The organism is Paenibacillus sp. CR_12, assembly GCF_041953985.1.
Lineage (GTDB): Bacteria > Bacillota > Bacilli > Paenibacillales > Paenibacillaceae > Paenibacillus_AQ > Paenibacillus_AQ lautus_A.
In genome coordinates this window covers 81,063-96,658 of sequence record NZ_JAVFHO010000011.1, presented here as the reverse complement: position 1 = coordinate 96,658, position 15,596 = coordinate 81,063, and the positions used below count along the sequence as shown (strand labels likewise).

The following is a 15,596-nucleotide window of genomic DNA, read 5'->3' as shown; positions in this document are numbered from 1 at the left end:
TTAGAGTAATTTGTATAGTCCAATTTGATCGTAATCCCAAAATAGAGGAGACATCGCCATGGAGCTTGGATTGCCGTTCGAGACCTATGTGGAACAATATCGATATAAATATTTGGCTCTGTACCACGCGATTCGCGCCGCGATTCATAGCGGCAAGCTGCCGGAAGGCACGAGGCTTCCCGCAACCCGCGAGCTGGCCAGGCTCTACGGGGTGTCCAGGGGATCGGCCGCGCAGTGTTATGACATGCTCATGGCCGAGGGCTATGTCGTATCCCGGCAGGGCAGCGGAACATACGTGGCCGAGGGAATCGCTGCCACGGCAGGCCAGCCGCCATTGGCCGAGCGGGCGCCGGCGCTCTCCGCTTGGGGGCAGCGACTGATGAGCCAAAGCGGGGAATATGTCTCGGCACAGCTGCTGCTGAAGGAGCCTCCCCCGGGTACGATCTCTTTCGCGAATGCGAGGATGCCCATGGAGGCTTTCCCTTATTCGGAGTGGCGGAGCGCGTTATCCTATGCAGGCGGAAGCGGGGGAGCCGAGCTGCAGAACGGAGCGCCCCCGGAAGGGGATATCGAACTGCGCCGGGCGATAGCCGGACACCTTCGGTTCACGCGGGGCATACAGGCGGATCCCGAGCATATCGTGGTTTTCAGCGGTTCCATGCAGGGGCTTGTCCTGATGTTCCAGCTGTTGGTTGATCCCGGCGATCACGTGGTGATGGAGGATCCGGGTTATCAGGGAATCCACCGGGGCATAAGCTTGAGCGGAGGGATTCCGCTGCCGTCCCCTGTCGACGATGCCGGATTGATTCCGTGCGAATGGGATGCCGGCCTGCTTGTCGTAAGCCCCAGCCGTCAATACCCGACCGGCGCGGTGCTGCCGCTGGAGCGAAGAAGGGCGCTGCTGAATTGGGCGCGAAGCCGCCAGGCCTTTATTATCGAGGATGATTACGACAGCGAATTCCGCTGGGGCGGCAAGCCGATCGAACCTCTGAAAATGCTGGACGACGAGGGACGCGTCATCTTTGTCGGCTCATTCTCCAAAACGATGTTCACCGGCCTCCGCATCGGTTATGCCGTGCTTCCCCCGAGCCTGGTTGAGGCGGTCGTTCAGGCCAAGGCCCTGTACGAGCCGATCTCGCCAGCCGTATTGGAGCAGCGCGCCTTGGCCCGCTTTATTGTAAGGGGAGGTTACGGGAGGCATCTCAGAAGAATGACCCGGCTGTACGGCGCGCGGTATGAGGCGCTTCGCCATGGGATGGAAACCCATGCCTCGGGCTTGTTTCGCCTTCACCCCGGCGATGCCGGCCTTCACGTATACGCGAACTGGCTGCGCTCCGCGGAAGAGTATGCCCTGTTCCAGGAGGCTGCCCGCAAGCGCGGCGTCATGTTTCGGGATGCGGCGGCCTATCATCGTACGCCCGGGCCGCCTGCCGCCTGCTTCGGCTTCTCGCATCTCGGCATCTCCAGCATCGAAGAAGGGGTTGCCCGGATGGCGCAGGCATGGCGGGACATGCAAAAAACATAAAAAACGGGTATGATGGGAAAGAGGTCAATTTTTGAATGAGATGAGGGGGTTATGACGAGATGCTGAATGCATCGCCGTCTTCGTTTATAATCATGCCTGCGCTTGCCAAAATCGTTTGCGAGCCGGGCTGGAAATGGCAAAAACGCGAAAGGCCCATGCAGAACTACGATTTGTTCTATGTATGGAGCGGCGAAGGCACGGTCGAGCTAAATGACGAGCCCTTTACCGTGGGAAAGGGAAGCTGCTTCCTGTTCCGACCCGGAGATCATACGAGCGCGACGCACAATCCGCAGAAGCCGCTCGTATTGACATATATCCATTTTGACGTGACCGACCCGGTCGAAGAGATTCCGGCATCTTATCGCAAGCTGACGGAAACGATGGATTTCGAATATTTGCTTGCACGCTATGTGCGTTTGTATCTGGACAAGCCCTATGGTTCACTGGAAGAGGGCCAGCTCATTCTGAAGCAGCTGATGATTCATTTGCTGCGCTCGGATCTGGATGCGCCGGTGGTCAAAAAAGCAAGCAATCAGCTGTCCGAGGCGATCCATGAAATCGCGAATTACGTCCGCCAGCACCCAGGGGTTCCCCATCGGGTCGAGGATTTGGCGGCCAGAGCGGGGTTGTCTCCCCGCTACTTCTCGATCAAGTTCAAGGAGCTGATCGGCACGCCGGTGCAATCCTATATCATTCAGATGCGGATCGAGCGGGCGCAGCATCTGCTGCTGCATCAAGGGATGAACGTAACGGAAGTGGCCGACGCGCTGGGTTATCGGGATATTTTCTTCTTCAGCCGACAATTTAAGCAGTATACGGGCAAGAGCCCATCCGAAATTCGGTGATTCCCCGCCCTTCCATAACTTACCTGCTTGGTGGAAGGGGCCTATGGGTTTCATAGCAAGCGATTTAGGGTAAAAACGACGTACAGTTTCATTTTAAGATATCAGAAAGTATAAATTCGAAGCAAGAGCCTTCCTGATATCGCAAGAAAAACTTCCGTTAAATGCGGTCTGTCTTCTATGCAAGTACGTCGATAGACGTTTTTCTTATGAAGGGGGGAGAGGGGAATGAGCCCAAGAAGACGGGTGCGTGGACGTTTCTTCAGTCGTGGCGGCTGCGGTATTTTCAGAAATCGCTTGCGCCGCATGAAGACAACGAATCCGAATCATCAGGACGTTTGGTTTTAAAGGACCTTGGCCTACATACGGGTGAATCCCGTTATCATATACGCATTTCGCTGGAAACACGCAAAAGGGAGCTGACAAGCTCCCTTTTTTATTGGGATTAATTTTATAGGTCAGGACTCGGACTGCATTGCAAACATTTGATATATTGGGAATATACATAAAGCGCTTAAGAGCAAAGCTCGAAACAGATTAGGCATTTTGGATATAGGAAGGGTGACGGGTGTGAAGGAGAAAGTGGCATCGACGGAGCCGGCGGTGATCCGATGGTAACGGCGGGAGCAGGGAAGGTTGCGCTGGTCACGGGCGCGTCAAGCGGGTTCGGACTGCTGATCAGTCTGGAGCTGGCAAAAGCAGGTTATGACGTGGCCGCGGGTCTTCGGAGACCTGAGGCGGCAGCAGAGCTGTTGGCTCAGGCTGAACAAGCAGATGTTACCGGGCGTATTCACATCTTCCGATTGGATATATGTGCCGAGGAGCAGGTCAAGGCTGCTGCTTTGGCGCTGGAGCAGAAGTTCGGCCGCTTGGACGTGCTGGTGAACAACGCCGGCGAGGCGGTGGGCGGCATGGTGGAGGAAGTGCCGCTGGGGGGCTGGCGAAAGCAGATGGAGACGAATTTCTTCGGGACCGTATCGGTGACGCAGCATATGCTCCCGCTGCTGCGCAAGACCGGACGGTCCAAAATCATTCTCATGAGCAGCATTAGCGGCAGGGTCGGCTTTCCGGGTTATGGTCCCTATGCGGCGTCCAAATTTGCGTTGGAGGGGTTCGGCGAGAGCCTGTCCATGGAGTTGATGCCCTTTGGCATCGATGTCGTGCTGGTCCAGCCCGGTGCCTACGGCACGCCGATCTGGAATAAGAGTTTTGGGGAGCTGGCGGTCAAGGAAGGATCACCCTACAGCGGTCTGCTGAAGGGCGTGCTGGACTATTCCGAGCGGACGGCCAGGGAAAGCGGAGATCCGCAGGAAGTAGCCCGTCTTGTGGCAAGCATATCGTCCATGACCAAACCGAGGTTCCGCTATACGCTGCCCCGAGGCACGCGGCTGACCGCGCGGATCAAGGGACTGCTGCCGGATCGGCTGTTTCAGCGGATCATTTACCGGCTGCTGAGCAGGCGGTAATCCTTCATCCATCGAATGTTTCATGGACTTAGCTTATAGCGCATGCTTGGAAGGTGAAAGGAATTACCCTTTTCGGGCCGTGGAAGGGTGCAGCAAACCGAGCAGTTCTCCCATCTTCACCTTGGAGCCCGGTTCCAAGTCACCGCGGGGTGTAAATGTGCCGTTCTCCGTCAAGAGCACGACGGTAGAGCCGAATTCAAAGTACGCAAGTTCGTCGCCAATGTCGTATTTCTTCACGCTCTCGTCGGCATAACGGATGCTGCTTACGTTCATGGCTCCGACCTTCACGACTGCAACTTCGCCGAATTCATGGGCAATGTAGGTAATGAGGCGCTCGTTGCGGCTGAGCACGTTTCGGATATGGGTCATCGCAAAATCGTTCACGGGGTATACCCGGCCCTTCAAATGCTCGCTTTCCGCTTGAATGCCGGTTACCGGGGAATGTATGCGATGATAGTCGGTCGGGCTTAAATACAATACGAATGCATAACCGTTGATATAATTCTCCATTCTCGGTGACTTGGCGAGCAGCTCGCTCAGGGTATAATCCTGTCCCTTGACGCTGAGGATGGTGCCGGCGTTGACGGCGCACATCGCCGAGATCGTGGCATCGACGGGGCTTACCATGGCATCGGCGGTGTCGTCTATGGCGCGGAGGCCTATTTTTAACCGGCGGGAAAAGAATTCGTTCAGCGAACGGTATTCGTGGATCTCCTTCTCCGCTTCATGCGCCGGGATTTGGTAGATTCGTATAAATGCAGGTATTAGATGACGGCTCAGCCGGCTGTGGGAACAATGCCCCATGATGCGGGACAGCCACTTGCGGGAGGACAGCTCGGTCATCAGACGCAGCAATTGTTTAGCCATGTCATTCTCCTTTGTGCATAGGTGTCGGCAATAAAACGTTGGTGGAAAAGCCAATCACTCTGATATTGACATAGAATGAGCCGGAAATCAATAAATAGCCATTTTTGAAAAAAGGTTCTTGCTAATTGGGGAACGAATGTGTATTTTAAGATTAACATGAAACCGAATAGGGAATACGGGGGCTTGAGTGAATCAGGCTGAGATTGCAGCTGCTATCCGCTGTTGACCGTTAATCTGAACTGGGTAATGCCAGCGTAGAGAATATCCGACCCTGCCTACATAGGGCCTATTTTTCCGTCTGCGCGTTTTTCCAGACGGTTTTTTGTTGTGTTTATACAAAAATAGCGGTGGAGAGGGGAATGTGTTGTTATGGGAACGTCAGTGCAGGAAAAATTGGGGGTACAGCCTAGAAAAGGGCTGCGTTTAAGCGATATTTTGGTGACGGTGCTGGTATCGCTGGTGCTTGGCGTCATTTATCATTTCTGGGGATCGGTTTACAATCTGCTGAAACCGCTGTTCTTCGAAGCGGATGAACTGTTATACGGCATGTGGTTCGCAGCGGCCACGCTCGCTTACCTGCTGATCCGCAAGCCGGGAGTGGCCATCATCGCGGAGGTGGCGGCGGCCCACGTGGAAGTGCTGTTCGGGAGCGGCTGGGGACTGACGCTGCTGCTGTACGGTCTCATTCAAGGGCTGGGCGCGGAATTGGTATTCGCGGCGTTCCGTTACCGGAGCACCTCGGCGTGGACGGTGGCGATTGCCGGGGCCGGCGCGGCGGTCGGCTCGATGGTGATGGACTTCTATTACAGTTATACCGATGATCTTCAGACCTGGATGTTCCTCGCCAAGTATGGCATGCGGATTCTCAGCGGCGCCGTCATTGCCGGCTTGCTCATGCTGCTGCTGGCCAAAGCGTTGGACCGTACGGGCGTCACATCCCTGCTGCGCCCTGCGTCCAAGAAGGATTATGAAGCACTGGATGATCCGCGTCATGTCTAAAACCGCCGCCCGCTTGGTTTCGTCTTCAACCGCGGAGGCGGTTACGGAGCAGGCCGTGCATGTGGAGGGATTGCGCCTGAAGTATCCGGGCGAGGAGCGTTTGATGTTTAAGGACTTGTCCTTCTCGGCTGCCCGCGGGGAAAAGGTGCTGCTGCTCGGTCCGAGCGGCTGCGGCAAATCCACGCTGCTTCAGGTGCTTAGCGGGATGATTCCCCGCGCCACGGAGGTGCCGATGAAATGCGAAGCCCAGCTGGTGCCTCGCTCTTGGGGATATGTATTCCAAGATCCGGATACCCAGTTCTGCATGCCGTACGTGGATGAAGAGCTGGCCTTCGTGCTGGAGAACCTCAGCGTTCCCCGCGACGAGATGAAGGAGCGAATGCAAGCCGTCCTGCATGAGGTTGGGCTTGACCTTCAGGAGCTGCATATGCCGATCGGTCATCTGTCGCAGGGGATGAAGCAGAGGCTTGCGCTGGCTTCGGCCCTTCTGCTGGAGCCGGAGGTGCTGTTCCTCGATGAGCCGTCCGCCCTGCTCGACCCGGAAGGCAGGGAGCAAATCTGGTCAGCGGTGAAGGCCGTATCGGAAGGGCGTACGCTGATTATCGTGGAGCACCGGATTGAAGAAATGGCCCAATACGTGGACCGCGTGGTGCTGTTCACCCCGGATGGCGCCATTCTGGGCGATGGTCCGCCGGCAGCGATATTCGCCGAATATGCGAGCGAGCTTCAGGCGTATGGCATCTGGTATCCCGGCGTTTGGGAGGATTATGCGGAGTCTCGGGCAGGAAGGGAGCTGTTTGCTCCGGTAGACGCGCCAGGCGATGAGCTGGGAAGTCTCATGCCTAAGGGAGACTCATCGTATGCCCACCTTGGGGAGCCTGTCATTCGGTTAGATGATTTCCGGGGACTGCGATGGGAGAAACCGGTCGTCTCTCTTCCTTCGGCTGAGGTATACCCCGGAGATTTCATTGCGGTGATCGGGCCCAACGGCGCAGGCAAAAGCTCGTTGCTGCTCAGTTTGATGGGGCTCCTGCGCGCCGAAGGGACCTATGTGCTCTGCGGGGAGGAGGTCATCCAGGGCAAGCGCAGGAAAGTGCGGAAGAAGAGAGAGCGGCAGCTGCGCCAAATCGGATTCGTGTTTCAGAATCCGGAGCTTCAGTTTCTGACGGAACGTATCGGCGATGAGGTGATGTACTCGCTGCTGGTGGACCATATGCCGCCGGAAGAAGCGAAGGCACGGGCCGACCGCTGCCTGGAACGCTTTGGGCTGGACGGCATGGATAACAGGCACCCGTACCAGCTGTCGACAGGCCAGAAGCGCCGGCTGAGCGTTGCCACGGCCATGGCAAGGCAGCCGGCCGTCCTGCTCCTGGATGAACCGACCTTCGGACAGGATGCGCGGAACACGTTCGCGATTCTGGAGATGTGCGAACGGCTGCGCCGCTCCGGAACCGCCATTCTCATGGTGACCCATGAAATGGAGATCGCGCAGCGGGCGGCCACGCACATCTGGGAGATTCGGGAAGGGCGGTTGACGTCAAGTTTGCCTTCCCCGCGCTGGTGTAGCGGGACGGAATCCGGACGGGAGACGGGCAAAGCGAATCATACCGATGCGTCGCGGGATACGCTGGCTGCATCCGGTCATCTCCATACGGGGGTGAACGCATGAATATATGGAATCCTGTGCGGATCACTTGGCTGCACCGGGCGAATCCGGTGGTGAAGCTGGGACTGATCTGTGCGCTGTTTTTTATGACGGTGCTGACCCATGATCTTGATTTCGTCATGTATCAGGCCTTTATCTTTATGATTTGCCTCGTGGTGCTCAGCGGGGTGAAGCCGTGGAAGATGCTGCTGTTTTTCATTCCGTTCCTGCTTGCCTTCATATCGTCCGCCTCTTCCATGATGCTGTTCGGTAAGGGGGAGACGATCTGGTGGGAATGGGGATTGTTCCGGGTATCGGAAGAAAGCTTCTATCGGGGACTGCATCTGGGCTTTAAGGGGATTGCCTTTGCGTCAGAAGGGCTGCTGCTCGTGACGACAACGTCCTCGGTGGATTTGTTCTACAGCCTGATGCAAAAGCTGAGGCTGGCGCCGAAGTATGCGTACAGCTTCATGGCCTCGATCCGGCTGTTGCCGATGGTCTGGGAGGAATATGTGATCCGCCGCCAGGCTTTGAAGGTACGGGGAGTCCGCCCGATTCGGGGAGTTCGCGGCATGGTGAACCGTGCAGGCATGTATGTGGTGCCGCTGCTGGCGCAAAGCATCCGCCGGGCACACCGGGTGGCTGCTGCGATGGAGGCGAAGCAATTTGACGGGGACCGGGCGAAGGCCCGAACGTATTATTACCCGTCACGATATTCCCGCTACGATCTTCTGGTCGTCGGTTTACTGGCAGCCGCCGCCTGCTGCGCCTATATGGCGGCCGGATATTTTCCTTGGTTCGGCATTGGCGACGTGCGGTTTGATTAAACCGTTGTTCTCCGGACAAGAGCCTGCTTACGGCTTGTAAGCAGGCTCTTTTTTTGTTGATAACTCCAGAGGGTCTGGCTTGCTTACCTCGCAAGATAAAACGTCCGTTCTATGTGATCCAGCTTCCGAGAAAGTATGGTCCTTGAAGGTTTTCCATGTATCCTCTTGCGATCCTAGTGCATGTAAGGTGTACTCTATCCTGTTAATTTAAAAATCATGTCTGGATTTTATGCTGATTGAGGCGTTATAATACTTCTGGTACCGATAAAGTATTTGCAGTACCAGAAGGAGGGTTTGGTCACTTGCGCGAGCGAATATTAAATGAAACGATCCGTTTGATTCAGCGGCAGGGGTTTACGTTTACGGTCAGTGATCTGGCCCGCGGCCTTGCGATTAGCAAACGGACGATTTATGAGCATTTTTCATCCAAGGAAGAAATCGTTGAGCATATCATTGACGGGATGATTCGTCACATCCAGCAGCGCGAACGCGAAATTGCGGCGGACGAGACGCTTACCGTTCTGGAGAAAATCCATCAGATCCTGATCTGCCTGCCTCAGGAGATGGAGAAGATGGATTTGGGGATGCTGCCGGATCTGAAGCGGTCGCATTATCCGCAGTGGGAGAAGCTGGACACCTTTTTCCGGGAAGAATGGGGCATTGTCACCGAGCTCATGGAGCAGGGCATGGCCGAGGGCAGCATCAAACGGATTCATATGCCGCTGTTCATCGACCTGTACCTTGGGTCGCTCCATCAGATTTACGATTCGAGGGCGACGGTGAAGCATCAACTGCCGCTGGGGGAGCTGCTGCAGTCCGTCATGGATATTTTATTGTTCGGCATTGCCGCTGAGAAACGGAAGGGGTCTTGAGATTATGCATTGGGTCTATCTAAGTTTGGCTATTCTGTTCGAGGTGGCGGGCACACTGAACATGAAGCTATCGGAAGGATTCAGCAAACCGCTGCCAAGCGTGCTGCTGGTCGTGTTCTATATTTGCAGCTTGAGCTTCCTGACATTGAGCCTGAAGCAGATTGAAATATCCGTGGCTTACGCGATCTGGTCGGGACTCGGGATCATGATCATTACGCTGATCGGTTACATGTTCTTTGCGGAGCAGATCAACGGGCTCAAGGTATTCTCGATTCTGCTGATCATCGCAGGCGTTGTGCTGCTCAATTTATCCGGCAGCGCGCATGCGCAGGATCAACCGAAGACGCACCAGTCCGGTCATTGAGGGCGAACAAGCTTGAAACTCCCCTTCAGAATGTTCCACACGGGAATCCAAAGTACCCCGGTGCTTTCCAGGGCAACATGGGAAACCTGGTGAGACTGAAGCCAATCCCGCAGCTGATACAGTTCGTTTGTAGTCGTTCCAAACGTTTTAACTGCTTGATTCGACTTTTGATTCAAAGGGGCCGGTTAAAACACAAGCAACAACCTAGCTTGATGAACGTCCAGACCGCAACAACGTTCTAAAATAGCGTCCATTGTGCATCCCTCACATTTAAAAGATGAGGTCATGCAGCCTTCGATTTGTATTTTTGTACACGTGCTTCATGCGACACTCGGCGGTACGCAAGGCTGCAACAGATCAGTTTGTGGGGTTATTTTAGTTTGAGCGGTTATTTGAAGATGAATCTGAATATACCTTGGGGCCGTTGTTTCCAGTATATTAGAGTTATGGACGTAAAAAGAAAGGCGTGAATGACGTGGCTTCGAACATACTTCTTGTAGAGGATGACAGCTCGATTGGCGAGATGGTAGAGAGCTATTTGACGATGGAAGGTTTTCAGGTGGTGCTTGCCAAAGACGGAGAGGAGGCGCTCGAGCGGTTTGCGAAGCGAGATTATGACCTCGTACTGCTGGATATGATGCTGCCCAAGATCAGCGGTATGGATTTTCTTAAAAAAATCAGGGAGAAAAGCCATGTGCCGGTACTGATCGTATCCGCAAAGGATGGGGAAGTGGACAAGGCGCTCGGCCTTGGTTTTGGCGCGGATGACTATATTACGAAACCTTTTTCGATGATTGAGCTGACGGCGAGAGTGAAGGCCGCTATCCGCCGCGTGACGGCTTATGTAATAGCACCCCCAACTGAGCAAAATAAAATCATCCGGGTCCATGAACTAGAGATGGATCTGGATCATTTGACCGTGACCAAAAACGGCCAGGAGATCAAGCTGACGGCCAAAGAACTGCAAATCTTAAAGCTGTTTATGACGAATCCGAAAAAGGTATTCACCAAGCAGCACATTTTCACATCCGTCTGGAATGACGACTATTTCGGCGATGAAAATGTCATTAATGTGCATATGAGCCGTTTGCGCGACAAAATTGAAGATCAGCCCTCCGATCCGCAGTACATCAAAACGCTGTGGGGCATCGGCTACCGTTTGGGGGAATTTTAGTGGTTGCCGTTCTGCTGATTGTTGTGATCATGTTGGCGTTGCTGAATGTGATGCAGTGGATGGGTCGGAAAAAAAGAGCTAAGCAGCTCGGCTACATCATCGATAAACTGAATACGATTGAGGATTCGTCCTCGCAGGAGCAACTGCTGCTTTTTACGGAGGATCCAGGATATCGTAGACTGTTGATTGCCATCAATCACTTGCTTTTGCAAACCAGGCAGTCCGAGACAGGATTTATGCGTACAGAAATCGCGATGCGCCGGATGTTGGCAAACATATCGCATGATTTGAAGACGCCGCTTACTGTGGTGCTCGGTTATATCGAAACGTTGAACCAGAAGGCCGACTTGCCAATGGAGGAAAGGGAGCCGCTACTGGATAAGGTGCATACGAAGACTGTAGAGATCGTAGAGTTGATCAACCGTTTTTTTGACCTGGCCAAGCTGGAATCGGGGGATAAGGAGATGCCCCTGACCCGCATACATATCAATGAAATTTCCAGAAACAGCATGCTGATGTTTTATGATCTAATCGAATCCGAAGGGTTGCAGGCTGACATCGATATTCCGGAAACGCCGCTTTATGCATGGGGCAATGAAGAAGGACTAACCCGCGCATTTAACAATGTGCTGAGCAATGCGATCCGTTATGGTTCACAGGGCAAGGTGATCGGCATGAAGCTGCGGGATGAGCAGGGCCGGGTGCTTATCGACATTTGGGACAAAGGCAAAGGTATTCATGAACGGGATCAAGAGCTTATTTTCGAGCGGATGTATACGCTGGAGGATTCAAGGAATAAAAGATTCCAGGGCAGCGGTTTGGGTCTGACGATTACGAAAAGACTGATCGAGCTGATGGGCGGGGAAATTCGCGTCACAAGCAAGCCGTATGAACGGACCGTTTTCACGATCTCGTTAAAGAAGCTATCGTAGCGCGGCTTCTTAACATCATATTAGTGCTAGACAAAAAGCGAAAGTAGCGTAGGAGACGGGATCGATTCTTACAAGGCTGAAATAACCCTCTGATGTCACGCTACAATGGCTGGCGTCAGAGGGTTTTCTGTTTGATTCTCGTTCTTGGGAACGACCCCACCGTATTGGGAGACCATGAGAAATCTCTTAAACGAACGTGTTGGCACATTAATCTGACGGGTTGTGAGTGAATCGGTCTTTTTTTATTCCATGTGATATGATTGTTTCGAGTCGCTTTCTACACTTAAGAGATTCGTAAGAATTGCGCAAGAAATATGAAAATGTTGGCGGTTATACTATGATCAAGAGATAAGTGAGAGGGGCAAATATAAATGAGTTATGTCATCAGTACCCGCCATGTCAGCAAAACCTATAAAGGCAAAGATGTTGTCTCTGACGTCAGTATGAATATCAAGCAGGGGCAGATTTACGGACTGCTCGGTCCAAACGGAGCCGGTAAAACAACGCTAATGAAAATGATGCTGAATCTGGTCAAACCAACCAGCGGTGAAATTGAAATATTCGGAGAGAAGCTTACGCCTTCATCGGTTGAAATGTTTAAACGCATTGGCAGCATCATCGAGTATCCGATTTTTTACGATAAAATGACAGCGATTGAAAATCTGGAGATGCATGCGGAATATATGGGTTATTATAACAAACATGCAATTAAAGAAGCGCTTGAGATGGTTAATCTAACTTCCATCCAAGGCAAATCGGTATCCGAATTTTCGCTTGGCATGAAGCAGCGCCTGGGCATGGCCCGCGCCATTATAACCAAACCCGAGCTGCTCATTCTGGATGAACCAATCAATGGACTTGATCCGGTCGGAATTAAGGATTTTAGAAGTTTGCTGAGCATGTTGAGCAAGGAGTACCGGATGACGCTGCTAGTCTCCAGCCATTTGCTGGGTGAGATCGAACAAGTTGCAGATACGATCGGCATTCTTCAGGGCGGCAAATTTATCCGCGAAGTGTCTATGGATGAGATGCGCAGCGAAAACACAGATTATATCGAAATTGTGACCCCACAATGCAAACAAGCTGTATTTGTACTGGAAAATCAGCTGAAAGTCAGCAATTTCAAAATCGTCGGTGATTCAGCCATACGCATTTACGAGTCCAAATTTACGCAGCAGGAATTGACCAAGGCGCTGGTACTGAATGATGTGGCGATTGAATCGATAAACCATAAGCATACTTCGCTCGAGGAGTATTTTATGCATCAGATTAGCGGAGGTGAGCAGTATGCTTAAGCTGATCCGTATGGAGATGAAAAAGCAGAAGTTAGCCTGGTTTTATAGAGGGGCGGTTATTGCAACGATCCTATGCGCCGGTTTCATGCTTCTTATAGCCTACACGGAGGGGGGCGGAGATCCTGCATTCGGGAGTGTCGCCGATATAGCCTACACGGAGAGGGGCGGAGGTCCTGCTTTCGCGAGTTTCGCCGATGCGTTATCGATAGCGGGGCTACTTTGCCGTGCGGTATTTATCGTGTTTGCTTCAGTCTTGCTAAGCAGATTTATTATTGAGGAATACAAAAATAAAACGATCAGCTTATTGTTTACGTACCCGGTCGAGCGTAAAAAACTGATCATGGCGAAAATGCTGCTGGCTCTGGCTCTTACGTTTGGAGCGATGCTCATCTCGACTCTTATTATCTGTATATCCATTCTGGCTCTGAACAGCCATTTTCAGTTTATTCCGGGAAAACTGGAGGCCGGCGTACTACTGCATACGGGGATCCAATTGTTGATCCAAACATTGTCAGCAGCGTGCCTCAGCCTCATTCCTTTATTCTTCGGGATGCGAAAAAAATCCGTACCGACAACGATCGTATCCTCGATCATTATCGTGGTCTTAGTCAGCAACAACACCCAGGGTCTTTCGCTTAGCACAAATATAACGATACCGTTGATCTTGGGAGTTATCGGTCTCCTGATTGCTTATCTCTCGTTCCGTAACGTAGATAAGACGGACGTAGCTTAACTAAAAAAGCACTCTTCTTATCGGCAGCTTCGCCTGCAAGAAGGGTGCTTTTTTACGGAGATACCTACATGAATTTGGTGTTCAACTCCGGGGAATTCGGCCTGGCTTAGCTTCGGCATTTTCCAGTGCATATCCATCTCGGATAAAAAAGCGATCAGGCTGGGCATGATGCCTTTGTTGGTGCGCGTATTTTCCGCCAGACTTCAGTACATATCCCCAGTATTAAAACTTAAGAAAACATTAAGAAACAAGAAAGGGAAAAGATAGAATCATTTTTTAATATAATGGCATGGGTTTTTGGTTTTCCGCCATCTAACTAAACAAATGCCTTTCCTGCAGGGAATAAAGGCGAGGTCTAACTGCAGAAGACCGACTCAAAAATGAAAAGGAAAGATGTGACCGATAATGAACATGTTAGCTACTATTACGAAGGCAAGCGCTCAGTCGGTATGGATGGCTTGGGAAGCGGTTTTTGATCAAATCACGAAACTGCGCAGCGCCGGACTAAAAAGATACGGGATTTGCAAGCTGGTCATCCGCCGGCATCATGGAAAAAACCTGAAGTGCCAGGACGGAGAGTGGATTTATTCGGGGGATTGGGTCGGTGAACTCCATTTGGACAACCGGCAGGTATTGGAGCTTTCCAAAGAGCTGGGGGCTGACCGGGCCGCACTTTTGACCGCAAGAATGCTGAGGAGATCGATCACGCAAATTAGCGAGGCGATGGAGACGGAACCGGAGCTTGCGCAGGTCAAAGCTTTGACTGGAATAACGCTGCTGCACCGCGGTATTATTCACGGGCTCGGTTTTGAGCTGCATCCGCTGGAATCCAAGGGGTTTCGCGTGTTCTCTACTTATTATTTGCGGCTTTTACTCAAGGTGCTGCATCCGGTGGGCCGGGAACGCACGAAGAAAAATGCTCCCAAGCTTGTGCCCAAAATGCTGATGCTGACCAGAAAATCATTGCTTTTGCGTTATTCTAAGGAAACGGCATGAGTATGGTGATGCTGAATCTGCTGCTGATGTTTGTCTTTATCTATATGATCATTCCATATGTTATCACACGGATCTGGGGATTTGGGGTAACCCTGCGCGGCCGGCGTGGCCGGCAGATCGCTTTTACCTTTGATGATGGCCCAGACCCGCTGCATACTCCTAAACTGCTGGATCTTCTCAAGAAAAAAAGGATCAAAGTGACCTTTTTTGTACTGGGCAGCAAAGCGGAGCGATACCCGGAGCTTATGAAACGCATCCACATGGAAGGGCATCAAATCGGGATTCACAACTATTCCCATCTTCCCAATTGGCTAATGAGTCCGCGCCATATACGGAATAAGCATGTCCACCGGTCTGCCGATATCATCGAACGAATCACGGGCGAGCGCCCGGCATTTTACCGTCCTCCATGGGGGATTTTGAATTTAGGCGATTTATTTGCTTTGCGAAAATACCGGATCGTGCTGTGGTCGATCATGGGGTGGGATTGGGGCAAGGGGAGCAAGAACATACCGCTCAAAGAACGGATCTTGGATCAGCTTGAGCCTGGCTCGATTATTTTGCTGCATGACAGCGGAGATACTTGGGGGGCGGAGCCTGATGCCCCAAGCAGAATGATCGCAAGCCTTGAGGAAGTGATTGACACGGTCCATATCCAAGGGTATGAATGCGTCCGCGCCGATGAACTGCTGCATAAGCCGCATGATTCGCGCAGCGACCTTTCAAAAGGCTTCCGGGTTGGATGATGCGTGTAATATTAACAAAGAATGATCATTCAATTGTTTTCCGGTCCCATGATCGACCGTGTTCCGCTGCGGGGGCTGCTGGTATATACCCAGCTCTCTTTAGGCCCTGCTGCTGCTCATTGTGCCTGTGGCGCATTATTTCGGCTTTTTGACGGTCGGTTTAGTGCTTGCCATTACGCCGATACTAACGACGCTGAACATGTGGTTTTATCCGGCTCAAATGTCGGCGCTTCCCAAAATCCTTGATAAGAAGCTGCTTACGCAAGGAAACTCCTTGTTCTCCATTGCTATCAAGCATCGAAGTGGCCTGCAA

At 52.5% G+C, this 15,596-nt stretch carries 15 protein-coding genes and 1 riboswitch; of the genes, 14 read left to right on the top strand and 1 reads right to left on the bottom strand.

The window, feature by feature from the left end; genetic code table 11:
- The first annotated feature begins 58 nt into the window (after positions 1 to 58).
- From pdxR to RB297_RS28015, 3 genes are all read left to right on the top strand, one after another.
- The gene (gene pdxR / locus RB297_RS28025) at positions 59 to 1,525 is read left to right on the top strand and encodes a MocR-like pyridoxine biosynthesis transcription factor PdxR (protein ID WP_096776618.1); all 1,467 of its coding nucleotides are present in this window, start codon (positions 59 to 61) and stop codon (positions 1,523 to 1,525) included.
- A 59-nt stretch (positions 1,526 to 1,584) separates the two neighbouring features.
- Entirely contained in the window at positions 1,585 to 2,370 is a 786-nt protein-coding gene (locus RB297_RS28020) for a helix-turn-helix domain-containing protein (protein ID WP_009594561.1), read from the top strand.
- A 608-nt stretch (positions 2,371 to 2,978) separates the two neighbouring features.
- Entirely contained in the window at positions 2,979 to 3,833 is an 855-nt protein-coding gene (locus RB297_RS28015) for an SDR family oxidoreductase (protein ID WP_375121933.1), read from the top strand.
- 63 nt (positions 3,834 to 3,896) lie between these two features.
- Here the strand turns inward: RB297_RS28015 and asd are convergent, their stop codons facing one another.
- Positions 3,897 to 4,700 carry an archaetidylserine decarboxylase gene (gene asd / locus RB297_RS28010; RefSeq protein WP_015737385.1) on the bottom strand — a complete coding sequence of 268 codons (804 nt, stop codon included), beginning with the start codon at positions 4,698 to 4,700 and terminating at the stop codon, positions 3,897 to 3,899.
- Positions 4,701 to 4,865: 165 nt separating this feature from the next.
- A riboswitch (TPP riboswitch) is annotated at positions 4,866 to 4,978 on the top strand.
- Between the two features lie 91 nt (positions 4,979 to 5,069).
- Between asd and RB297_RS28005 the strand changes: the two genes are divergently transcribed.
- The 11 genes from RB297_RS28005 to RB297_RS27955 all read left to right on the top strand — a co-directional run bounded on the left by RB297_RS28005 (position 5,070) and on the right by RB297_RS27955 (position 15,283).
- Positions 5,070 to 5,699 (top strand): ECF transporter S component, encoded by a 630-nt coding sequence (locus RB297_RS28005; RefSeq protein ID WP_015737384.1) that lies wholly within the window; start codon positions 5,070 to 5,072, stop codon positions 5,697 to 5,699.
- Positions 5,692 to 7,368 (top strand): ABC transporter ATP-binding protein, encoded by a 1,677-nt coding sequence (locus RB297_RS28000; protein WP_375121932.1) that lies wholly within the window; start codon positions 5,692 to 5,694, stop codon positions 7,366 to 7,368. The genes RB297_RS28005 and RB297_RS28000 overlap by 8 nt, the downstream gene beginning before the upstream one ends.
- Positions 7,365 to 8,171, top strand: a complete 807-nt coding sequence (locus RB297_RS27995; protein ID WP_096776616.1) for an energy-coupling factor transporter transmembrane component T family protein — start codon at positions 7,365 to 7,367, stop codon at positions 8,169 to 8,171. Before RB297_RS28000 ends, RB297_RS27995 begins: the two co-directional genes overlap by 4 nt.
- Positions 8,172 to 8,473: 302 nt before the next feature.
- Positions 8,474 to 9,043, top strand: a complete 570-nt coding sequence (locus RB297_RS27990; protein ID WP_009594579.1) for a TetR/AcrR family transcriptional regulator — start codon at positions 8,474 to 8,476, stop codon at positions 9,041 to 9,043.
- 4 nt (positions 9,044 to 9,047) lie between these two features.
- Complete coding sequence (locus tag RB297_RS27985; RefSeq protein WP_096776614.1) at positions 9,048 to 9,407, top strand: DMT family transporter; 360 nt, start codon at positions 9,048 to 9,050, stop codon at positions 9,405 to 9,407.
- 475 nt (positions 9,408 to 9,882) lie between these two features.
- A complete protein-coding gene (locus RB297_RS27980) occupies positions 9,883 to 10,581 on the top strand; it encodes a response regulator transcription factor (RefSeq protein ID WP_096776613.1) in 699 nt (232 codons plus the stop codon).
- Entirely contained in the window at positions 10,581 to 11,513 is a 933-nt protein-coding gene (locus tag RB297_RS27975; RefSeq protein ID WP_096776612.1) for a sensor histidine kinase, read from the top strand. Before RB297_RS27980 ends, RB297_RS27975 begins: the two co-directional genes overlap by 1 nt.
- Positions 11,514 to 11,884: 371 nt before the next feature.
- On the top strand, positions 11,885 to 12,808 hold the full coding sequence (locus tag RB297_RS27970) for an ABC transporter ATP-binding protein (RefSeq protein ID WP_096776611.1): 924 nt from the start codon (positions 11,885 to 11,887) through the stop codon (positions 12,806 to 12,808).
- Positions 12,801 to 13,541 carry an ABC transporter permease gene (locus RB297_RS27965; protein ID WP_096776610.1) on the top strand — a complete coding sequence of 247 codons (741 nt, stop codon included), beginning with the start codon at positions 12,801 to 12,803 and terminating at the stop codon, positions 13,539 to 13,541. The genes RB297_RS27970 and RB297_RS27965 overlap by 8 nt, the downstream gene beginning before the upstream one ends.
- A 405-nt stretch (positions 13,542 to 13,946) precedes the next feature.
- Positions 13,947 to 14,537: a YkoP family protein gene (locus RB297_RS27960; RefSeq protein WP_096776609.1), complete on the top strand. Its 591-nt coding sequence runs from the start codon at positions 13,947 to 13,949 to the stop codon at positions 14,535 to 14,537.
- Positions 14,534 to 15,283, top strand: coding sequence for a polysaccharide deacetylase family protein (locus RB297_RS27955; RefSeq protein WP_375121931.1), 750 nt, complete (start codon positions 14,534 to 14,536; stop codon positions 15,281 to 15,283). Before RB297_RS27960 ends, RB297_RS27955 begins: the two co-directional genes overlap by 4 nt.
- Positions 15,284 to 15,596 lie beyond the last annotated feature (313 nt).